19 protein-coding genes and 1 pseudogene are annotated in these 17,604 nt (G+C 71.2%); 8 read left to right on the top strand and 12 right to left on the bottom strand.

All coding sequences use genetic code 11. From position 1 onward, the window contains the following. The first annotated feature begins 122 nt into the window (after positions 1-122). The 3 genes from KVT45_RS16670 to KVT45_RS16680 are packed head-to-tail and all read left to right on the top strand — an operon-like array spanning position 123 to position 1,773. Positions 123-848: an IclR family transcriptional regulator gene (locus tag KVT45_RS16670; protein WP_308310745.1), complete on the top strand. Its 726-nt coding sequence runs from the start codon at positions 123-125 to the stop codon at positions 846-848. After that, entirely contained in the window at positions 845-1,351 is a 507-nt protein-coding gene (locus KVT45_RS16675; protein ID WP_217548164.1) for a MaoC family dehydratase N-terminal domain-containing protein, read from the top strand. The genes KVT45_RS16670 and KVT45_RS16675 overlap by 4 nt, the downstream gene beginning before the upstream one ends. Further along, complete coding sequence (locus KVT45_RS16680; RefSeq protein WP_217548166.1) at positions 1,348-1,773, top strand: MaoC/PaaZ C-terminal domain-containing protein; 426 nt, start codon at positions 1,348-1,350, stop codon at positions 1,771-1,773. The genes KVT45_RS16675 and KVT45_RS16680 overlap by 4 nt, the downstream gene beginning before the upstream one ends. Here KVT45_RS16680 and KVT45_RS16685 read toward each other — a convergent pair. Then, a complete protein-coding gene (locus KVT45_RS16685; protein WP_217548168.1) occupies positions 1,742-2,719 on the bottom strand; it encodes an ABC transporter substrate-binding protein in 978 nt (325 codons plus the stop codon). The two genes, KVT45_RS16680 and KVT45_RS16685, sit on opposite strands and share 32 nt — an antisense overlap. Before the next feature lie 221 nt (positions 2,720-2,940). On the opposite strand from KVT45_RS16685, the gene KVT45_RS16690 reads away from it, so the two are divergent. From KVT45_RS16690 to KVT45_RS16705, 4 genes are read left to right on the top strand one after another with little or no spacing between them, the layout of a single operon-like run. Next, a complete protein-coding gene (locus KVT45_RS16690; RefSeq protein WP_217548170.1) occupies positions 2,941-3,957 on the top strand; it encodes an NAD(P)/FAD-dependent oxidoreductase in 1,017 nt (338 codons plus the stop codon). 11 nt (positions 3,958-3,968) lie between these two features. Next, a complete protein-coding gene (gene fdxA, locus KVT45_RS16695; protein WP_217548171.1) occupies positions 3,969-4,289 on the top strand; it encodes a ferredoxin in 321 nt (106 codons plus the stop codon). Further along, on the top strand, positions 4,289-5,344 hold the full coding sequence (locus KVT45_RS16700; RefSeq protein ID WP_217548173.1) for an LLM class flavin-dependent oxidoreductase: 1,056 nt from the start codon (positions 4,289-4,291) through the stop codon (positions 5,342-5,344). Before fdxA ends, KVT45_RS16700 begins: the two co-directional genes overlap by 1 nt. An 11-nt stretch (positions 5,345-5,355) precedes the next feature. Then, on the top strand, positions 5,356-6,144 hold the full coding sequence (locus KVT45_RS16705) for an alpha/beta hydrolase (protein WP_308310743.1): 789 nt from the start codon (positions 5,356-5,358) through the stop codon (positions 6,142-6,144). Between the two features lie 5 nt (positions 6,145-6,149). Here the strand turns inward: KVT45_RS16705 and KVT45_RS16710 are convergent, their stop codons facing one another. Both KVT45_RS16710 and KVT45_RS16715 read right to left on the bottom strand, forming a co-directional pair. Beyond that, positions 6,150-7,721 carry an AbgT family transporter gene (locus tag KVT45_RS16710; RefSeq protein ID WP_217548175.1) on the bottom strand — a complete coding sequence of 524 codons (1,572 nt, stop codon included), beginning with the start codon at positions 7,719-7,721 and terminating at the stop codon, positions 6,150-6,152. Further along, the gene (locus KVT45_RS16715; RefSeq protein WP_217548176.1) at positions 7,721-8,983 is read right to left on the bottom strand and encodes an amidohydrolase family protein; all 1,263 of its coding nucleotides are present in this window, start codon (positions 8,981-8,983) and stop codon (positions 7,721-7,723) included. Before KVT45_RS16715 ends, KVT45_RS16710 begins: the two co-directional genes overlap by 1 nt. Before the next feature lie 89 nt (positions 8,984-9,072). Between KVT45_RS16715 and KVT45_RS16720 the strand changes: the two genes are divergently transcribed. Next, on the top strand, positions 9,073-10,242 hold the full coding sequence (locus KVT45_RS16720; RefSeq protein WP_217548178.1) for an Lrp/AsnC family transcriptional regulator: 1,170 nt from the start codon (positions 9,073-9,075) through the stop codon (positions 10,240-10,242). 5 nt (positions 10,243-10,247) lie between these two features. On the opposite strand, the gene KVT45_RS16725 is transcribed toward KVT45_RS16720, so the two are convergent. The 9 genes and pseudogenes from KVT45_RS16725 to KVT45_RS16765 form a co-directional block, all read right to left on the bottom strand. Further along, positions 10,248-10,868: a TMEM175 family protein gene (locus KVT45_RS16725; RefSeq protein WP_217548180.1), complete on the bottom strand. Its 621-nt coding sequence runs from the start codon at positions 10,866-10,868 to the stop codon at positions 10,248-10,250. 55 nt (positions 10,869-10,923) lie between these two features. Further along, positions 10,924-12,252, bottom strand: a complete 1,329-nt coding sequence (locus KVT45_RS16730) for a nucleobase:cation symporter-2 family protein (protein ID WP_217548276.1) — start codon at positions 12,250-12,252, stop codon at positions 10,924-10,926. Positions 12,253-12,566: 314 nt separating this feature from the next. Then, positions 12,567-13,901, bottom strand: a pseudogene (locus tag KVT45_RS16735) (8-oxoguanine deaminase); the annotation flags it as partial. 119 nt (positions 13,902-14,020) lie between these two features. Then, the gene (gene pucL / locus KVT45_RS16740) at positions 14,021-14,953 is read right to left on the bottom strand and encodes a factor-independent urate hydroxylase (protein ID WP_217548182.1); all 933 of its coding nucleotides are present in this window, start codon (positions 14,951-14,953) and stop codon (positions 14,021-14,023) included. 6 nt (positions 14,954-14,959) lie between these two features. Continuing rightward, on the bottom strand, positions 14,960-15,364 hold the full coding sequence (gene uraH, locus KVT45_RS16745; protein ID WP_217548184.1) for a hydroxyisourate hydrolase: 405 nt from the start codon (positions 15,362-15,364) through the stop codon (positions 14,960-14,962). Positions 15,365-15,368: 4 nt separating this feature from the next. Then, positions 15,369-15,881: a 2-oxo-4-hydroxy-4-carboxy-5-ureidoimidazoline decarboxylase gene (gene uraD, locus KVT45_RS16750; RefSeq protein ID WP_217548185.1), complete on the bottom strand. Its 513-nt coding sequence runs from the start codon at positions 15,879-15,881 to the stop codon at positions 15,369-15,371. 148 nt (positions 15,882-16,029) lie between these two features. Continuing rightward, positions 16,030-16,398 (bottom strand): helix-turn-helix domain-containing protein, encoded by a 369-nt coding sequence (locus tag KVT45_RS16755; RefSeq protein ID WP_217548187.1) that lies wholly within the window; start codon positions 16,396-16,398, stop codon positions 16,030-16,032. After that, complete coding sequence (locus tag KVT45_RS16760; protein ID WP_217548189.1) at positions 16,395-16,649, bottom strand: hypothetical protein; 255 nt, start codon at positions 16,647-16,649, stop codon at positions 16,395-16,397. Before KVT45_RS16760 ends, KVT45_RS16755 begins: the two co-directional genes overlap by 4 nt. Before the next feature lie 240 nt (positions 16,650-16,889). Further along, positions 16,890-17,567, bottom strand: a complete 678-nt coding sequence (locus KVT45_RS16765; RefSeq protein WP_217548190.1) for a VWA domain-containing protein — start codon at positions 17,565-17,567, stop codon at positions 16,890-16,892. Between the last annotated feature and the right edge of the window lie 37 nt (positions 17,568-17,604).

Consider the following 17,604-nt stretch of genomic DNA (forward strand, 5'->3'; position numbering starts at 1 on the left):
CCGTCACCACGGTCGGCCGCGCCGACACCACTCCAGCCGAACCCGCACTCGCCGTCCCGCGCGGTTCCGTCATCCCACGGGCCGAGGCTCCCGGCCGGGCCGAGGCTCCCGGCCAGGACACCATGAACTCGGTCCTGGGCAAGGTCAGGCCGATCCTGGAGGCGTTCACCGCCGAGGACGACGCGCTCTCCCTGGCCGAGCTGGTGCGCCGGACCGGGGTGGCCAAGGCGACCGTGCACCGGCTCGCGCAGGAGCTGGTCGTCTGGGGGCTTCTGGAGCGCTCGGGCTGCGACTACCGGCTGGGGCTCAGGCTCTTCGAGATCGGGCAGCGGGTGCACCGGCAGCGGATCCTGCGCGAGGTGGCCCAGCCGTACATGGAGGATCTCCTGCTGGCCACCCAGGAGACCATCCACTTCGCGATCCACGACAGCCTGGACGTCGTGTACCTGGAGAAGATCTTCCCGCACCGCGGCCTGAGCGAGGAGTCCCGGGTGGCGGGCCGGCTGCCGCTGTACTGCACGGCCACCGGCAAGGCGATCCTGGCGTTCTCCCCCGCCTCCCTGTTCGCGGAGGTGGTCCGGAGCGGGATGAAGCCGCTGACCCGGCACACGGTGACCTCGCCGGGGCGGCTGCGGGCCCAGCTGGAGCGGATCCGGGCCGACGGCGTGGCGACCGAGGCGGAGGAGATCCGGCTGGGCTACGCGAGCATGGCGGTGCCCGTCTTCAGCCCCCAGTCCACGCTGGTGGGGGCGCTGTCCATCACCGCGCCCACCTACCGGATGGACGGCCCCGGCCATGCCGTGGCGCTGCGCACGGCCGCCCTGGGCATCGCCAGGTCGCTGCGGTGAGCGCCGTACTGGACGAGGTCCTGGCGCGGGCCCGCGGGCTCGTCGGGGAGTGGGAGAGCGAGGACTGCGGGGTGCTCGCCGTGAAGGACTTCTGCCGGTACGCGGCGGCCCTGAACGACGTCGGCTATCTCCGCCGGGCCCGGGCCCAGGAGGCCGCCGGGGACGCGGTCGCGGCCCCCGCGCTGTTCCTCGCCGGGACGATGAGCTGGCAGGACGGCCCCGTCGAGCACGAGCTGCGCCCGGACGGGCTGGCCGTCCGGGAGTCGCCGTGCACCGAGGGACTGCCGGTCCGCCAGGTGCACGGGGGCCAGACGGTCAGGCTGCGGCGGACCCCGGTCGCCGGTACCCGGGTGACCGCCGCACGGGCGGTGATCTCGGCGGACCTGCGGCAGGGCCGGACCGGCGACTTCGTGCTGCTCGGCGTCACCACCCGCTTCACCGCGCAGGACGGTGCCGAACTGATGGCGATGGACGAGACGATCGTCGTACTGGAGGGTCCGTGAGCGGCGCGCCCGCGGCCGGGCAGGTCTGCCCGCCGCGTTCCTACACGCACAGCCCCGTACAGCTGTTCCGGTTCAGCGCCGTGTCGTGGAACGCGCACCGCATCCATTACGACGCCGGGTACGCCGCCTCCGAGGGGTTCCCCGGGGTCGTCGTACAGTCCACCCTGCACGGCGAGACCCTCAGCCGCCATGCCCTGGAGTGGGCCGGGCCCGGGGCGGCGCTGGAGTCGGTGAGCTGGCGCAACCGGGCCACCGCCGTGGCCGGCGAGCCGCTCACCTGGACGGGGACGGTCCGTGCGGCCGAGCCCTGTGACGGGGGAACGCGGGTGACGCTCGACGTCGCCGTGGTCAAGGGCGACGGCGTCCCCTGTGTCACAGGGCTCGTGGAACTCACCTGGCGTGCTGGTCGTACCAGCCCTTGAGCAGGGCGGTGTCGAGGTCGGGGGACTTCTTGACCAGCTTCTGGCCGAGGAGGAAGTCGACGATCTTCTGTGCCGAGGTGACGTCACCGCTGTCGATGCCGCGGGCGGAGAAGGTGATCTCCGGGAGCACCTTCTCCGTGTCCGCGACAGGGAGTTTCACCTGCTTGTTCGAGGCCTCGGCGGCCGCCTCGGGGTCGGAGGTGACCAGCCTGTCCGCCTGGGCGACGGCCTTGAAGACCTTGCCGGCGGTGTCCTCGTTGTCCTTGAGCCAGTTCTGGTCGGCCAGCAGCCACTGCACATAGCGCACCCCGAAGTCGCCGATGCGGGCGGTGATGTGGCCGCCGGACGCGGCGCCCTTGGCCGCCCAGGGCTCGTACAGCACGTATCCGTCGATCGAGCCGCGCTCCAGCATGCCGGGCATCTCCGGGGCCGAGCTCTGGAGGATCTTCACGGACTTCGGGTCGATGCCGTTGTGCAGCAGGTACTGGTGGGTGGCGTACAGGCCGAGCCCGCCGATCGACGCCATGGTCCTGATCTTCTTGGGCGAGGTGATCCCGTCGCGGAGGACGACCTTGAGGTAGCGGTCGGAGGACTGGAAGACGCCGAGGGCGCGCAGTCCGGGGTCGGTGACCATGAGGGACAGGGCGGTCGAGTCGGCGTTGGCCGCGATCTGCGCGGTGCCCGCGGTCACGGCCTGGGAGGCGGCGGGTCCGCCCTCCGTCTTCACCAGCTCCACGTTGACGCCCGCCTTCTTGAACAGGCCGCGTTCCTCCGCGAGATAGAAGGGGGCGTACGAGGCGTCGATGCCGAGGGCCACCCGCACCGTCGGCAGTCCCGCCGCCGACACCCCCGTCGAGTCCGTCGACCCTGCCGTACAGGCCGTGGTCAGGAACAGGGCGAGTGCCGCCCCGACGACACCTCTCCTGCCGATCGCGTCCTTGTGCATGTCGCCCTCCCGGCGTCGTGCTGCATGGGTGGGAGGACGGTCCCAGTGCCGGGCCGGGACACGTAAGCGAAGCGTCCTGCTGGCCGGAACGGCAAGGGGCGAGCCGAGCGTCCCGCTCACCGGAACGGAGCGGGGCGGGCGAAGGGGCGCGGGCGGAGCGTCCTGCTCACCGGAACGGAACCGTAGGACGGTATCCGGCCCCGCTCCTACGCTCCCGGGCCATGAGCGTTCTCACCGACGTGCCGACGAGCACGCACGAACCCGGCACGATCGAGACGGACATCCTGATCATCGGCGCCGGACCGGCAGGCCTCTACGGCGCCTACTACGCCGGCTTCCGCGGACTGCGCGTCACGGTCATGGACGTGCTGCCGCAGCCGGGCGGGCAGATCAGCGCGATGTACCCCGAGAAGCCCATCCACGACATCGCCGGGTTCCCGGCGGTGCGCGGCCGGGACCTGGTGGCGAACCTGGTCGCGCAGGCCGAGCCGTACGGACCGCGCTACCTGCTCGGCCACCGGGCCGTGGAGCTGGCCCACGGGCCCGATCTGTACCCGGTCGTGCGCAGCGACCGCGGGGCCGTGGTCCGGGCCGGGGCGGTGGTCGTCACGGGCGGGGTGGGCACCTTCACGCCCCGGGCGCTGCCGGCCGGCGAGGACTTCCTCGGGCGCGGCCAGGTGTACTTCGTCCCGGACCCCGCCGAGCACGCCGGCCAGGACGTGGTGGTCGTCGGCGGCGGTGACAGCGCCTTCGACTGGGCCGCGGTCCTCGCCCCGGTCGCCCGGTCCGTGCGGCTCGTGCACCGCACCGCCCGCTTCCGCGCCCACCACGCGAGCGTGGCGAAGGTCCGTGAACTCGGCATCGAGATCATCACCGACACCGAGGTGAGCGCCCTGCACGGCGCCGCGCACGTGGAGCGGGTGGAGTTGCGGCACCGCACCACCAAGGCCGTCCGGGAGGTCCCGGCGCGGACGGTGGTCGCGGCTCTCGGCTTCGTCGCCGACCTGGGCCCGCTCCAGCACTGGGGCCTCGCCCTGAACGCCCGCCGCATCGCGGTGGACACCCGCATGGCCACCAACCTGCCCCGGGTCTTCGCCGCCGGGGACATCACCGACTACCCCGGCAAGGTGCGCCTGATCGCCGTGGGCTTCGGCGAGGTCGCCACCGCCGTGAACAACGCGGCCACCGTCCTCGACCCCGAGGCCGCGCTGTTCCCCGGCCACTCGACTGATACCTGAGGAGAACTGACATGGCCTACGTCATCGGCCCGGCCTGCGTCGACATCATGGACCGCTCCTGTGTCGAGGAGTGCCCCGTCGACTGCATCTACGAGGGCGAGCGCAAGCTCTACATCAACCCGGCCGAGTGCATCGACTGCGGTGCCTGCGAGACGGCCTGCCCCGAGCTGGCGATCACCGTGGACCGGCTCGCCGACCCCGAGTTCCGCGCCGACAACAAGCGGTTCTTCGAGCAGACCCTGCCGGGGCGGGCGGCGCCGCTGGGGTCGCCGGGCGGTGCGAACACGCTCGGCCCGGTGGGCGTCGACACCCCGCTCGTCGAGGCCCGCTGATGAGGGTCGGGATCCGCGTCCCGCCCTGCGACCGGGCCGACCGCGTCCTGGAGACCGTACGGCGGGCGGAGCGGCTCGGCTTCGACGACGTCTGGTTCCCGGACTCCCAGCTGCTGTGGCGGGACGTGTTCACCACCCTCACCGCCGCCGCCCTCGGCACCGACCGCATCGGCCTGGGCACCGCGGTCACCAATCTGGCGACCCGCCACCCGGCCGTGGTCGCCTCCGCCGCCCGGAGCGTCGCCGAACTCGCGCCCGGCCGCTTCACGCTCGGCCTCGGTGTCGGCAACAGCTCGGTCGGTCCCGTCGGACTGCGGCAGAGCACCTCGGCGGCGATGCGCGAGGGCATCGGCATGCTGCGCGCCCTGCTCGCGGGCGAGGAGTGGGAGTTCCCGGGCGGGGTCCGCTCACGCCTGCGCGACCCGGGCCCGGGAAGTCCGCGAAGTTCGCGAAGTCCGGGGAATCCGGGGAATCCCGGAACGGGGATCCCCCTCCACCTGGCCGCGAGCGGGCCGAAGAACCTGCGCCTGGCCGGGGAGATCGCCGACGGCGTCATCCTGCTCAGCGGGGTCTCCCCGCGGACCCTCGCCCAGGCCACCGCCCGGGTCCGGGAGGGAGCCGCCGGACGCGAGGGCCGACTCCCGCTCACCGTCTCCGCGTTCTGCGCCGTCACCGACGACATCGAGGCCGAGGCGCGACAGCTCAAGCCGATCTGCGCCTCGATCGCCCAGAACGGCGGAGCGCCCTTCCTCGCCCTCGCCGGCATCGACGTCCACGTGCCGGAAAAGGTCGAGGGCATCTACCCCGACCTGGTCCACGCGGAGGACTGGAAGGCCGCCGTCGACATCTGCTCGGCCTGGATCAGCGACGAGAACGCACTCCGGTTCGCCGAGGAGTTCTGCCTGTTCGGCACCGCCGACGAGATCGCCGCCCGGCTCCGCGCCCTGCCCGCGAGCGGCGTCACCGGCGTGTTCCTCCAGCACGTCGGCTCCTACGACCCGCCCACCGATCTGATCGAGGCGGTGGGCAGCGCCGTGCTGCCCCGACTCAACTGAGGGAGAAGACCGTGAGAAAAGGCTATGTGCCCAGCAGTTTCGGCCAGTTGCACTACGTCGAGTGCGGTGACGCGGCCGGCGAACCCGTCCTGATGCTCCATCAGACGCCGCGCTCGTGGACCGAGTACCTCGACGTGCTGCCCCTGGTCGGCGCCGAGCGGCGGGCCGTCGCCATGGACACTCTCGGCTTCGGCGCCTCCGCCAGGCCCGAGGGACCGTTCTCCATCGAGCTGTTCGCCGACGCGGCCGAGGAGTTGGCGGACGCGCTCGGCCTGGACCGCTTCCATCTGGTCGGCCATCACACCGGCGGGGTGATCGCGGTGGAACTCGCCGCCCGCCTCCAGGACCGGGTGGCCAGCCTCCTGCTGTCCGCCACCCCGTTCGTCGACGACGAGAAGCGCCGGACGGCCGCCGAACGCAAGCCCGTCGACCACGTGGACCCGGTGCCCGACGGCTCCCACCTCCTCGACCTGTGGAACCGGCGGCGCGGCTTCTACGAGGAGGGCCAGGAGGCCGCGCTCACCCGGTTCATGGTGGACGCGCTGAGCGTCCTGGACCGCGTCGAGGAGGGCCATGTGGCCGTCCGTGCCTACGAGATGGACCGCCGGCTGCCGCACATCACCGCCCGCGTCCTCGCCGTCTGCGCGCCCGGCGACCACTACTCCCTGCCCGCCCTGGAGAAGTTCGCGGCCGCCCTCGGCTGCGAGACCCGGGTACTGTCCGGCGGGCACGTGCCACTCCCCGAGCAGTTGCCCGGGGAGTTCGCGAAGACCGTGCTGGAATGGACGGCGGCCGGGTAACCCGGTCACTTCAGGCCGATGTGCGCCCCCGGCCCCAGCGGCAGGTCGAAGCCGTAGAAGACGCCCAGGATGGCCAGCCACACCACCAGGAACGGCACGGTGAAGATCGCCAGCCGGGAGATGAGGGTGCCGAGGCGGGCGTCGGGTTCGTAGCGGCGGAGCATCGCGAGGAGCAGGAAGACGTACGGGTTCATCGGCGTGATGATGCCGGTGGCCGAGTCGCCGATGCGGAACGCCGCCTGGCTGAGGGCCGGGCTCATGCCGAGCAGCATGAACGCCGGCACGAACACCGGCCCCACCAGCGACCAGAGCGCCGACCCGGAGACGATGAACAGGTTCAGGCAGGCGGCGAGGAGCACGAACGCGACCAGCGCCCAGAAGCCGGTCAGGCCGATCGCGTCCAGGCCGGCCGCCGCCTTCACCGCCAGCAGGATGCCGACATTGGACCAGTTGAACAGGGCGATGACCTGGGAGGCCACGAACATCAGGACGAGGTAGCCGGCCATGTTCTGCACGGAGCCGGTCATCGCCGTGACCACGCCCTCCGAGCCGCTCAGCGCCTTGACCGTGAAGCCGTAGGTCAGGCCGGCCAGCAGGAACGCCCCGAACAGCACCGGCACGATGCCGGTGAGCAGCGGGGAGGGCACCAGCGCCCCGCCGTCGCCGCGCAGCGGGGCGCCCTCGGGCAGCCACAGCGACAGCACCGCGGCCGCGTACGCGAGGACGACGAGCGCGGTGTACAGCAGGCCCCGGCGCTGGACGGGGGTGAGGGCGAGGTCCTGCTCCTCCTCCGGCTCGTCGGCGGAGGGCTCGTAGGTGCCCAGGCGCGGTTCCAGGACACGGCTGATGAGGAAGCCGCCCAGCAGGCCCAGGACCAGGCTGCTGGAGGCGGTGAAGAAGTAGTTGACGAGGAGGTTGAGGTCGAGGCCCTTGGCGGCGGGCAGGACCGCGGCCGCCTGCTGGGTGATGCCGATGTAGAGGGCGTCCAGCGAGCCGATCGTGAACCCGGCCGCGTAGCCCGCGCCGACGCACGCGAAGCCGCCGATCAGACCGGCCACCGGATGACGGCCCGCGCTCTTGAACACCACGGCGGCCAGCGGCGGCAGCACGATCGCGGCGACATCGCTGATCATGTGCGCCTGGCAGGCGACCAGCGCGACCAGGTACGGCAGCAGCGCCCGGGGCGCGCGGGCCAGGGTGGCCCGCATGACGGTCTCCAGGAGTCCGGCCTTCTCGGCGACCCCCACCGCCATGATCATGAGGAGTACGGCGGCGACGGGCGGGAAGGTCGCGAAGTTGGTGACGAGGTTCTCCGTCAGCCAGCGCACGCCCTCCCCGGTGAACAGCCCCGTGATCGGCTTGGTGTCGGTGGTGCCGGGGACGGTGACGTGCACGTCTCCGAGTGCGAGCGCGGTGGAGACGACGGCCAGCAGCAGGAAGAGGGCGGTGAACAGGAGGATCGGGTTGGGGAGCGCGTTGCCGGCGCGTTCGATCAGCGCGAGCACCCGGTCGACGCCGCTGGGCCGCTGCTTGTCCGGGGACTCGCTCGGGGCGGGGAGGTCGGTGAGTGAGGACATCAGAGCCGCCCTTCCGTCGCTGTTGGCAGGAGGTCCTTGCGTACGACGCCGTCCTGGACGACGCAGACGATGTTCGCGGGGTCCCCGAGGACGCCGATGTCCCGGAGCGGATCCCCGTCGCAGAGGATCAGGTCGGCGGTGCGGCCTGCGGTGAGGGTACCGAGGCGGTCGGCGACGCCGAGGAGTTCGGCGGCGGTGCGGGTGCCGGCGACGATGGCGGCCATCGGGTCCATGCCGAGGTCCACCAGGTAGGAGAGCTCCATCAGGTTCACGCCGTGCGGGCCGACGGCGGCGTCCGTGCCGAGGGCGATCCGGGCACCGTACTCGATGGCCCGCGCGATGTTCTCCTTGGTCACCCCGGACCAGCGGGTCTTCTTCTGGTAGTGGTAGTCCGGCATCGTGTCCTTGTTGATGCCCGCGTAGACGGTGGACAGCGTCGGTACGACGAACACCCCGCGCTCTCCGGCCAGGTCCAGCGCGCGCTCGTCGAGGCCGTAGCCGTGCTCGATGCTGGTGACGCCGCCGCGGAGGGCGTTGAGGATGCCCGCGTTGCCCTGGGCGTGCGCGGCGACCGGCTTGCCGCCGTGCCGCCGGGCCTCGTCCACGACGGCCCGGATCTCCTCCTCCAGGAGGCCCTCGTCGTCAGGGTCGTCGTACGGGCTGCCCATGCCGCCGGTGGCGCAGACCTTCACCAGGTCGGCGCCGTCGCGCAGCACCCGGCGCACCGCGAGCCGGGCCGCCGCCGTGTCGTCGGCGATCTCGGACATCCCGGCGCTCAGATCGGTCCCGTCGGGCAGGCGGACGTCGGCGTGGCCGCCGGTGTGGCTGATGATGCGGACGGCGGTGTGCAGCCGGGGGCCGACGATCCTGCCGGTCTCGACGGCGGTGCGGAAGCCCGCCGACAGGCCGCCGAGGTCGCGGGCGGTGGTGATGCCGGCGTCGAGGGTCCGGCGCAGCCGGGTGACCGTGTCCAGGGTGACCAGCACCGGGTCGAGTTCGGCGCGGCGGCCGGGTGCCGCGCCGTGGGCGTAGGCGAGGTGGACGTGACAGTCGAAGAAACCGGGCAGTACCGTGCGGTCATCCGCGTCGAGGACCCGCTCACCGGCGGCGGGCGGGGCGGTCGCGGCGGGACCGGCGTAGGTGATCGTGCCCTGGGCATCGATGGTCACTACGGCGTCGTCCACCGGGGCGGCGCCGGTGCCGTCGATGAGGCGGGCTCGCTGGATCCGCAGAGCGGTCCGGGGGGTGATGGGATCCGTCATGGGGTGCGGTCACTCCTCCTCTGTCGAGAACAGTCAGGGGCCGTCAGGGGCCGTCGGGCACAGTCGGGGACAGGAGAAGGGAGTGTGGAATGCTGAAGAAAACCTGGTGTGACGATGCAGACTTCGCGCCGGATTCCCGGACCGCGCGCAGGGAAGCGCCGCTCCTGGGGGTGCAGGATTACGCCGCCCCGGAATCGGAACCGGAACCGGACCTCGACGAGCTGGACCGGTGTGTGGTGCACGCCCTGCAGATCCACCCCCGGGCGCCGTGGACGCTCGTCGGCGAGGTGCTCGGGGTCAACCCGGTCACCGCGGCCCGGCGCTGGCAGCGGCTCCAGGAGGCGGGCCTGGCCTGGGTGACCGCCTATCCCCGGCTGTACGACCCGCGGATCGTGGTGACCGGGACCGTCGAGGTGGACGCCGAGCCGGGCGCCGCCGAGGACGTGGCGCAGGCCATCGCGAAGGACCCGGCGGTGCCCAACATCAAGCTCACGGCGGGCGGCCGGGACCTGGTGGCCGCGGTGCAGACCCGCAGCCTGGACGAGCTGGCCCGGCTCACCACCTCGCTCTTCCAGCGGACGCCGGGGGTGCGCGCGACCCGTACGCATGTCTCGACCGGCGTCTCGACGGAGGGCAGCCGTTGGCGGCTGCGCAGCCTGGACGAGGCCCAGGCGGCCCGCCTCGAAGCGGCGCTCCCCCCGTCCGGCCCGCCGGCGGCCCTGGCCGAGCCGCGCTGGGAGGAGCTGGACACCCGCCTGCTCGAGCTCCTCAGCGTGGACGGCCGGATGTCGTTGCGCGACCTGGCGGCGGCCACCGGAACCAGCCTCACCACCCTGCGCCGCCGGGTGCAGTCGCTGCTCGCCTCCCGGCTCTGTCTGCGCTGCGACCTGGCCCGGCCGCTGTCGGGCTGGCCGCTGTCCGCCGTCTACTTCGCCTCGGTGCCGGGCCAGTACGTGGAGGAGACCAGCAGGGTGCTGGCCGGGGTGCGCGAGGTCCGCTCGTGCTCGATCACGGCCGGGCCGTACAACCTGGTGATCGATGTCTGGCTCCGCGATCTGCGCGATGTGCACGCGTTCGAGGCCCACCTGTCCCGCAGGCTGCCCCGGCTGACCGTCGCCGACCGCTCGGTGGTGCTGCGCACGGTCAAGCACATGGGCCGGCTGCTCGACCACGACGGCCGCTGCGTGGGAGTGGTCCCGCTGCGCAACCCCCAGGTCGCCGGCGCGCACCGCGCGCTGAATTCGGCTGCCTGGACGTGAGGACGCTACGGCGTGGCCTGGTCCGGGCGGGTCGGGACCGGTACCTGGTTGAAGCCGTAGTAGAGGGCGAGCAGGCCGTGTGCGGCCAGGGTGAGCGGTGCGGAGACGAAGGCGAGGCCGACGGTGAGCGGGTAGCCGAGTGAGCCGAGCGCGAAGCGGGCGCGGGTGGCACGCGCGGCCTCGACGTCGACGCGGGCGTCGAAGAGGTGGCCGGTCCGGGTGAGATGCCACCACAGTGCCTGGAAGGCGGCCGCCATCAGGACCATCACCAGGCTGTAGACGGCCGCCGCCGCGTGCGAGGACGCGTCCTCCCGCAGGTACTCGGCGAGCATCGCCGTCGGCCAGGGCACGGCGGACACCACCATCAGCACCAGCAGGTTCAGGAACATCAGCTTCCGGTCGACCCTGGCGACATAGCTGAACAGCTGGTGATGGTTGACCCACATGATCCCGACGACCAGGAAGCTCACCACATAGGCGGCGTAGGACGGCCACTGGGCGCCCAGTGCCTGCCAGAGGCTGTCGCCCTCCGCGGTCTTCGGCACCTTGATGTCCAGGACGAGCAGGGTGACGGCGATGGCGAAGACCCCGTCGCTGAAGGCCTCCACTCGGCCCGACTCGTTCATGACGTACTCCCCCGTCGGCTCACGGTGACTTTCTACCGCCACCCCAGCGCCTGAGTCACGTGATCGACCGAGGTGCCGCGAGGGGCAGGGCGGCGTCTGTCGTGCCCTTCGCTTCCGCGCGCCGCCGGCCGAGGTGGTTGAAGACCAGGTTCAGCAGCACGGCCGCCGCACAGCCCGTCGAGATGCCCGAGTCGAGGACGATCCGGGCGGTCTGCGGGAAGGCGTGGTAGAAGTCCGGCGCGGTGATCGGGACGATGCCCACGGCGAGGGAGACGGCGACGACCAGGATGTTCTCGTCCTTGTCGAGGCCTGCCTTGACCAGGGTCTGGATGCCGCTGGCCGCCACCGACCCGAACAGGACCACGCCGGCGCCGCCCAGCACCGGGCGGGGTACGACGGCGATCAGCGAGGCGGCCATCGGGCACAGCCCCATCAGCACCAGGAAGCCGCCGCCGACCGCGACCACGAACCGGCTGCGGATCCGGGTCATCGCGACCAGGCCGATGTTCTGCGCGAAGGCGCTGCACATGAACCCGTTGAAGAGCGGGCTGATCGCCGAGCCGAGGGTGTCGGCGCGCAGGCCCGCCGCGATCGTCCGCTCGTCGGCGGGCCGTTCCACGATCTCGCCCAGCGCCAGCATGTCCGCGGTCGACTCGGTCATCGAGACCACCATCACCACGCACATCGACAGGATCGCGGCGACCTGGAACTGCGGGGCGCCGAAGTGGAAAGGGGTCGGGAAGCCGATGACATCCGCGTCCACGACCGGACCGAAGTCCGTGGCACCGAAGGGGACGGCGATGACCGTGCCCGCGACCAGGCCGACGAGTACGGCGATCTGTTTGACGAAGCCGCCGGTGAAACGGCGGAGGAGGAGAACGACGAGGAGGGTTGCGGCCGCCAGGCCGAGGTATTTCGCCGAGCCGTAGTCGTCGGCCGTCGGGTCGGGGCCCTGTGCCCAGCCGAAGGCCACCGGGAGCAGGGAGACACCGATGAGGGTGATGACCGTGCCGGTGACGACGGGCGGGAAGAAGCGGACCGCCTTGCCGAAGAAGGGGGCGGCGAGGAAACCGAGGAGGCCGGCGACGATCACCGCGCCGAAGATGACCGGCAGGGCGTCGGACCTGTCATGGGTGGCGGCGGCTATCGCGGTCATCGGGGCGACCCCGGCGAAGGTGACGCCGTTGACGAAGGGCAGCCGGGCGCCGATCTTCCAGATGCCGAGGGTCTGGAGGAAGGTGGCGAGGCCGGCGGTGAAGAGGCAGGCGCCGGTCAGGAAGGTCAGTTCGGTGCCGGTGAGGCCGATGGCCGCGCCGACGATCAGGGGTGGGGCGACGACTCCGGCGTACATGGCGGCCACGTGCTGAAGGCCCGTGGTGGCCATTTTCAGGGCGGGGAGTTTCTCGTCGACGGGGTGCACGGGATGCGCGGACACGGGCGGCTCCTCCGGTCGGTTGACACGTCGGCTCTGACGCGGGTTTCAGGGAGGTGGTGCATGTGGTCGTGCGGGACCGAAGGACGGTGACCGTTCCTGGGCGCGCGCAGGGCAGCGCGCGCCCAGGAGACAGCCGCCGTGGACCCTGTTCGGGGTCCACGGCCACCGGGCCGGGGGCCCGCCTCCCCCCCCGGGCCCCCGGGCCCGAGCGGGGAGAGGGGGTACCCCCCCGCGGGGGGGGGCCCCCCCCGTGGCTCGGCCCCCGTGGCGCGGGCGATCGCGTCCTCGTCGACGTGCAGCAGGCGGCCCGCCTCGACGATCTGCCGGCCGTTCACGAAGGAGGCGGTGACCGGGGCGGCCGCGCCGAAGACCAGGGCGGTCACCGGGTCGGCGATGGAGGCGTGGGCGAGGGTGTCCAGCTTCCAGAGGACCAGGTCGGCGAGCTTGCCGGGTTCGAGGGAGCCGATCTGGCTTGCGCGGCCCAGTACTTGGGCGCCGCCGTAGGTGCCGAGGCGCAGCGCCTGGCGGGCGTTGAGCGCGGCCTCCTTGTGCGCGCCGAGGCGGTTGATGAGGAGGGCGTTGCGCAGTTCGGTGTGGAGTTCGCCGGACTCGTTGGACGCGGTGCCGTCGACGCCGAGGCCGACCGGGACGCCGGCGGCGAGCATGTCGGGGACGCGGGCGATGCCGGCCGCGAGCCGGGCGTTGGACGACGGGCAGTGCGCCACACCGGTCTTCGTGCGCGCGAACGCGGCGATGTCGGAGTCGTTCATGTGGACGCAGTGCGCCATCCACACGTCCTCGCCGAGCCAGCCGGTGGACTCGAAGTAGTCGGTCGGGCCCATCCCGAACAGCTCCTTGCAGAACTGCTCCTCCTCGACGGTCTCCGAGCCGTGGGTGTGCAGGCGTACCCCGAGGCGGCGGGCCAACTCGGCGCCCTGCCGCAGGAGTTCGGTGGAGACGGAGAAGGGCGAGCAGGGGGCGACGGCCACCTGGGTCATCGCGTCGAAGGAGGGGTCGTGGTGCTCCTTGACGGTCGCCTCGGTGGCGGTGAGGGCGCCTTCGAGGGTCTCCACGGCGAAGTCCGGGGGCAGGCCGCCGTCCTTCTCGCTGCGGTCCATGGAGCCACGGGCGAGGGTGAAGCGGACGCCCGTCTCGCGGGCGGCGCGGATGATCGCGCCGGACAGGTCGCCGGAGTCCCTGGGGAAGACGTAGTGGTGGTCCATCGCGGTGGTCACGCCGCCCCGGGCCATCATCGCGAGCGAGCCCTGCGCGGCCGCGTACACCATGGGCTCGTCGATGCGCGCCCACGTCGGGTACAGCGCGACCAGCCAGTTGAAGAGGTTGTGGTCGGTGGCCAGGCCCCGGGTGATCCACTGGTAGTAGTGGTGGTGGGTGTTGACCAGGCCGGGGGTCACCAGGTGGCCGGTGGCGTCGATACGGCGTACCACGTTCTCCAGGCCCTCGGGAGCCCTGCCCGCACCGAGCGACTCGATACGGTTGCCGACGATGACGACGTACCCGTCGGCGTACTCGGTGTCGTGGGCGTCGACGGTCGCGATCGAACAGTTCTCGATGACGATGCGCTGGTCTGCTGCCATGATTCGTCCTTTTCGCTCAGTGGACTGGTGGTGAGGGCACGGCAGGACCCTGGAGATTTGAGTGCCGTGGCCGGGGAGCGGGAACCCCGCCGGCCGCGGGTGCCGATGTGGGGAGTTGGTCAGAGGTTGGTGAGGTCCACCGGGATCTTCGCCTCGCAGCCGTCCCGCAGGACGGTCGCCTCGATCAGGCCGTAGGGCCGGTCGGCGGCGTAGTACACGGCACCGTCCTCGGTGGCGTTCTTGAGACCGAACGGCTCCAGATCCACCAGGAAGTGGTGCTTGTTCGGGAGCGAGAAGCGGACCTCGTCGATCTCGCCGCGGTTGTTGATGATCCGCGAGCCCATCTGGTACAGCGTCTGCTGGAGCGAGAGGGAGTAGGTCTCGGCGAAGGCCTGGAGCATGTGCTTCTTCGTCTGCTCGTAGGACTTCTCCCAGTGGGGCGTCTTCTGCTCGTCGTCGGTCCAGTTGAACCGCCAGCGCGCGGAGACCTGGGTGGCCAGGATGCGGTCGTACGCCTCGGGGAGCGTCGTGTACTTGTCCTTGACGTAGCCCCAGAACTCGGAGTTGGTCGAGTTCATCACGACGAGGTCCTTGAGTCCGGAGATGACCTCCCACTGCTCGCCGTCGTAGGTGATCTGGGTGAGCCGGGTCTCCTGGCCCTTGCGCACGAAGGAGTGCTTGACCTCGTCGGCGCCGATGAACTTCGAGTTGGCGTCGGAGGCCTCGATGCGCTCCCAGGCGTACTCCTCGATGCGGATCCGGGCCGTCCTGATCGGCTCCTGGCTGGTCACGAAGTGCCGGGCCAGGTGGATGCCGAACTGCTCCGCGGACTCGATGCCGTGCTCCTTGGCGAACGCGAACACCGTGTTCTTGGTGGTGTCGGTCGGCAGGACGTTGGCGTTGGAGCCGGAGTAGTGGACCTCGTCCATGTCGCCGGAGAGCGACACCGACACGTTGAGGTCCTTGATGTGGTGGGTGGCACCGTCCCGCGTGATCTTCACGACCCGGTTCTCGGCCTTGCCGTACTGGTTCTGTCCAAGAATCGTGGGCATCTGTAGCTAGCTCCCTCGGTAAACGGAGTAGCCGAACGGGTTGAGCAGCAGCGGTACGTGGTAGTGCTCGCCCGGTACGACGGCGAACGTGATCGCCACTTCCGGGAAGAACACGGCCGGTCCGCTGTCCCGATTCGCGGGGGCGTCCTGCTGCGCATCGGCTTGCTTCTTCGCGAACTTCTCGAAATACGGCTCTACGGCGAAGTCGAGCCGTACGTGTGTGGTGCCCTCCGGCAGCGCCGGCAGGTCCTTGCACCGGCCGTCCGCGTCGGTCGCGGAGCCGCCGAGCGCCTGCCAGTCCGCTTCCCGGCCGGGGCGGGCGGAGAGCCGGACGGCGACGCCCCCGGCGGGGCGGCCGACGCTGGTGTCCAGGATGTGGGTGGACACGGAGGCGGTGGTGCTGGTGCTCATGGTGTCAGGCGTCCTCTTCGACGAGTCGGGCCAGCCGGATGCGGTTGATCTTGCCCAGCTCGGCGCGGACGATCTCCCGCTCCCGCTCGGGCGGGTTGCCGATCCGCTCCTTGACCGCGTCCCGCATCTCCTCGCCGCTGCGGCCGGTGGCACAGATCAGGAAGACATGGCCGAACCGCTCCTGGTAGGCCAGGTTGAGTTCGAGCATCTCCGCCTTGAGGCCCTCCGCGGCACCGGCCATGCCGGACTGCTCCCGGGCCGAGGTGGGGTCGCCCGGCTTGGGGCGGCCGATCGGCGGGTGCCCGGCCATGGCCTCGGCCAGGTCCGCCGTGCTCAGCTCGGCCATGGCGGCGTCGCCGGCGGTGTAGAGGGCCTCCGGGGTGGCATAGGGGCGGGCGGCGAGCAGGCGCCGGGCCCATGCCGTGGAGGCACACGCCTCGTGGAGGGCGGCGAGGGCCGCGTGCTCCTCCAGGTCGTTGAACCGGGCCAGGCCCGGGGGCGTGGAAGTCGACGTCACGGGAGCCTCCGTGGCCGTGGGTGGCCTTCGTGCTGAACGGGCTGCCGTTAGCTAACGCCCTCCGGAACTCGACGTCAACACTTTGTTGAAAATTCCGCGTAACAACCCCCGGGCGCACCCGGACACACCCCGGACACACCCCCGCGGGTCAGTTCTCCTTCTCGCGGTTGAGGTAGTTGTAGACGGTGAAGCGGCTCACCCCGAGCGCGCTCGCCACGGTCTCCACGCCGTGCCGTACGGAGAAGGCGCCCCGCGCCTCCAGTATGCGCACGACCTCCTGCTTCGCCTTGCGGTCCAGGTCGGCCAGCGGCTTGCCCTGCCTGCGCTCCATGGCGGCCAGGATGTGATCGAGGGAGTCCGCGAGCTGCGGCAGCCGTACGGCGACCACGTCGACGCCCTCCCAGGCGAGCACGACGTCGTCGGGGCCGGCCTCGTCGGGTGGGAGCATCTCCCCGCCCATGGCGTCGACCAGCGGCTTCACGGCGGTGATGAAGGGCTCGTCCGCGTTTCCGGTCACTTGTCGTCACCCTCCCCCACCACGTTGACCTGGAGCGAGATCCGGGTGGCCCCGGCCTCCAGCGCCCTGCGCAGCAGCGCGTCCACGGCACCGAGCACGGCGTCGGAGCCGCCCTCCGCCGTGTTCCCGAACGGCCCGACGTCCACCGCGTCCAGCTCGGCCGCCTCGATGACCTCACGCGCGACCAGCGCGTGCGCGGGGGCCTCGTCGAGGTCGAAGGGCTCGGTGGTGAACTCCACTTTCAATCGCATTGCGCCCCCATGACACGGCTCTGATCTGCGCGTTCTCTCACTCTTCCGACCGAGAGGGCACATCCGGGGCACATACGCCCGCCAACGGGCCGAACACGCGGTCCACCGCCACCCCGGTCTGTCGCTCCGACACGACCTTAACGGACTCGTCCGCGGCGATCAGCCTTGATCCGCAAGGACTCCGCAGAGTGCGGGGTCCGGCACCGTCGGCGAGCGACGCGCCGGAACCACGGGGGTCGATCAGTCCACGTAGTCCAGGGGGACCGTTCGGTAGCCCTTGACCTGTTCCGGGACCTCGAGCCTGCGGCTGGCGGCGGAAGCGACCATGGAGTGCAGGAAGCTGATCAGCGCGTTCCGCAGGGCCGACGTGTTGTCGTCCGAGTTCTCCGCCACGAAGGCCGCGACGGTGGCGATCCTCTTGATCACCTGTTCGCGGGCGTTGCCGAAGCCGTAGGCGATGATGTGGGGCCTGGTCTTCCACTGGGGGTCCAGCAGGTCGTCCAGATGGTTCTCCCAGGGGTCGTTCGGCAGATCCTCCTTGTCCGTGGGAATGCCGTCCGTGAGGATGAAGACGACGGGCCGCAGCACCCGGACTCCCTTGTCGACCAGGGCGGGCACATCCGCCTCGATCCGCGTGCGCACCAGCTGGAACATGGGGCCGAAGTTGGTGCGTCCGGAACACGTGACCGTGGGCAGGTGGTTCACGTCGTCGAAGTCCGTCATCTGGGTGACGACATGGGGCCGGCTGTTGAACGACAGCACGGACAGGTGGACGAACTCCTTGACCTGCGGCGTCGTGTCGATGGTGTCGTAGATCGTCTCCAGCGTCTGGTTGAGCAGGTGCTCGGACTTCTGCATGGAGCCCGAGGTGTCCAGCACCACGTACATGGGCAGGCCGGACGACGGTGCGTAACTCATGGTGATCCTTTTCGAGTTGCCTGGTGACGGGGCGCGG

This window comes from Streptomyces sp. GbtcB6 (assembly GCF_019091475.1).
GTDB lineage: Bacteria > Actinomycetota > Actinomycetes > Streptomycetales > Streptomycetaceae > Streptomyces > Streptomyces hyaluromycini.

What these genes read in the sequence shown, in the direction of transcription:
- KVT45_RS16670 (WP_308310745.1), top strand. Translation starts at nt 123, where the DNA reads ATGAACTCGGTCCTGGGCAAGGTCAGGCCGATCCTGGAGGCGTTCACC.
- KVT45_RS16685 (WP_217548168.1), bottom strand. Translation starts at nt 2,719, where the DNA reads ATGCACAAGGACGCGATCGGCAGGAGAGGTGTCGTCGGGGCGGCACTC.
- KVT45_RS16690 (WP_217548170.1), top strand. Translation starts at nt 2,941, where the DNA reads ATGAGCGTTCTCACCGACGTGCCGACGAGCACGCACGAACCCGGCACG.
- fdxA (WP_217548171.1), top strand. Translation starts at nt 3,969, where the DNA reads ATGGCCTACGTCATCGGCCCGGCCTGCGTCGACATCATGGACCGCTCC.
- KVT45_RS16700 (WP_217548173.1), top strand. Translation starts at nt 4,289, where the DNA reads ATGAGGGTCGGGATCCGCGTCCCGCCCTGCGACCGGGCCGACCGCGTC.
- KVT45_RS16710 (WP_217548175.1), bottom strand. Translation starts at nt 7,721, where the DNA reads ATGTCCTCACTCACCGACCTCCCCGCCCCGAGCGAGTCCCCGGACAAG.
- KVT45_RS16715 (WP_217548176.1), bottom strand. Translation starts at nt 8,983, where the DNA reads ATGACGGATCCCATCACCCCCCGGACCGCTCTGCGGATCCAGCGAGCC.
- KVT45_RS16720 (WP_217548178.1), top strand. Translation starts at nt 9,073, where the DNA reads ATGCTGAAGAAAACCTGGTGTGACGATGCAGACTTCGCGCCGGATTCC.
- KVT45_RS16725 (WP_217548180.1), bottom strand. Translation starts at nt 10,868, where the DNA reads ATGAACGAGTCGGGCCGAGTGGAGGCCTTCAGCGACGGGGTCTTCGCC.
- KVT45_RS16730 (WP_217548276.1), bottom strand. Translation starts at nt 12,252, where the DNA reads ATGGCCACCACGGGCCTTCAGCACGTGGCCGCCATGTACGCCGGAGTC.
- pucL (WP_217548182.1), bottom strand. Translation starts at nt 14,953, where the DNA reads ATGCCCACGATTCTTGGACAGAACCAGTACGGCAAGGCCGAGAACCGG.
- uraH (WP_217548184.1), bottom strand. Translation starts at nt 15,364, where the DNA reads ATGAGCACCAGCACCACCGCCTCCGTGTCCACCCACATCCTGGACACC.
- KVT45_RS16760 (WP_217548189.1), bottom strand. Translation starts at nt 16,649, where the DNA reads ATGCGATTGAAAGTGGAGTTCACCACCGAGCCCTTCGACCTCGACGAG.
- KVT45_RS16765 (WP_217548190.1), bottom strand. Translation starts at nt 17,567, where the DNA reads ATGAGTTACGCACCGTCGTCCGGCCTGCCCATGTACGTGGTGCTGGAC.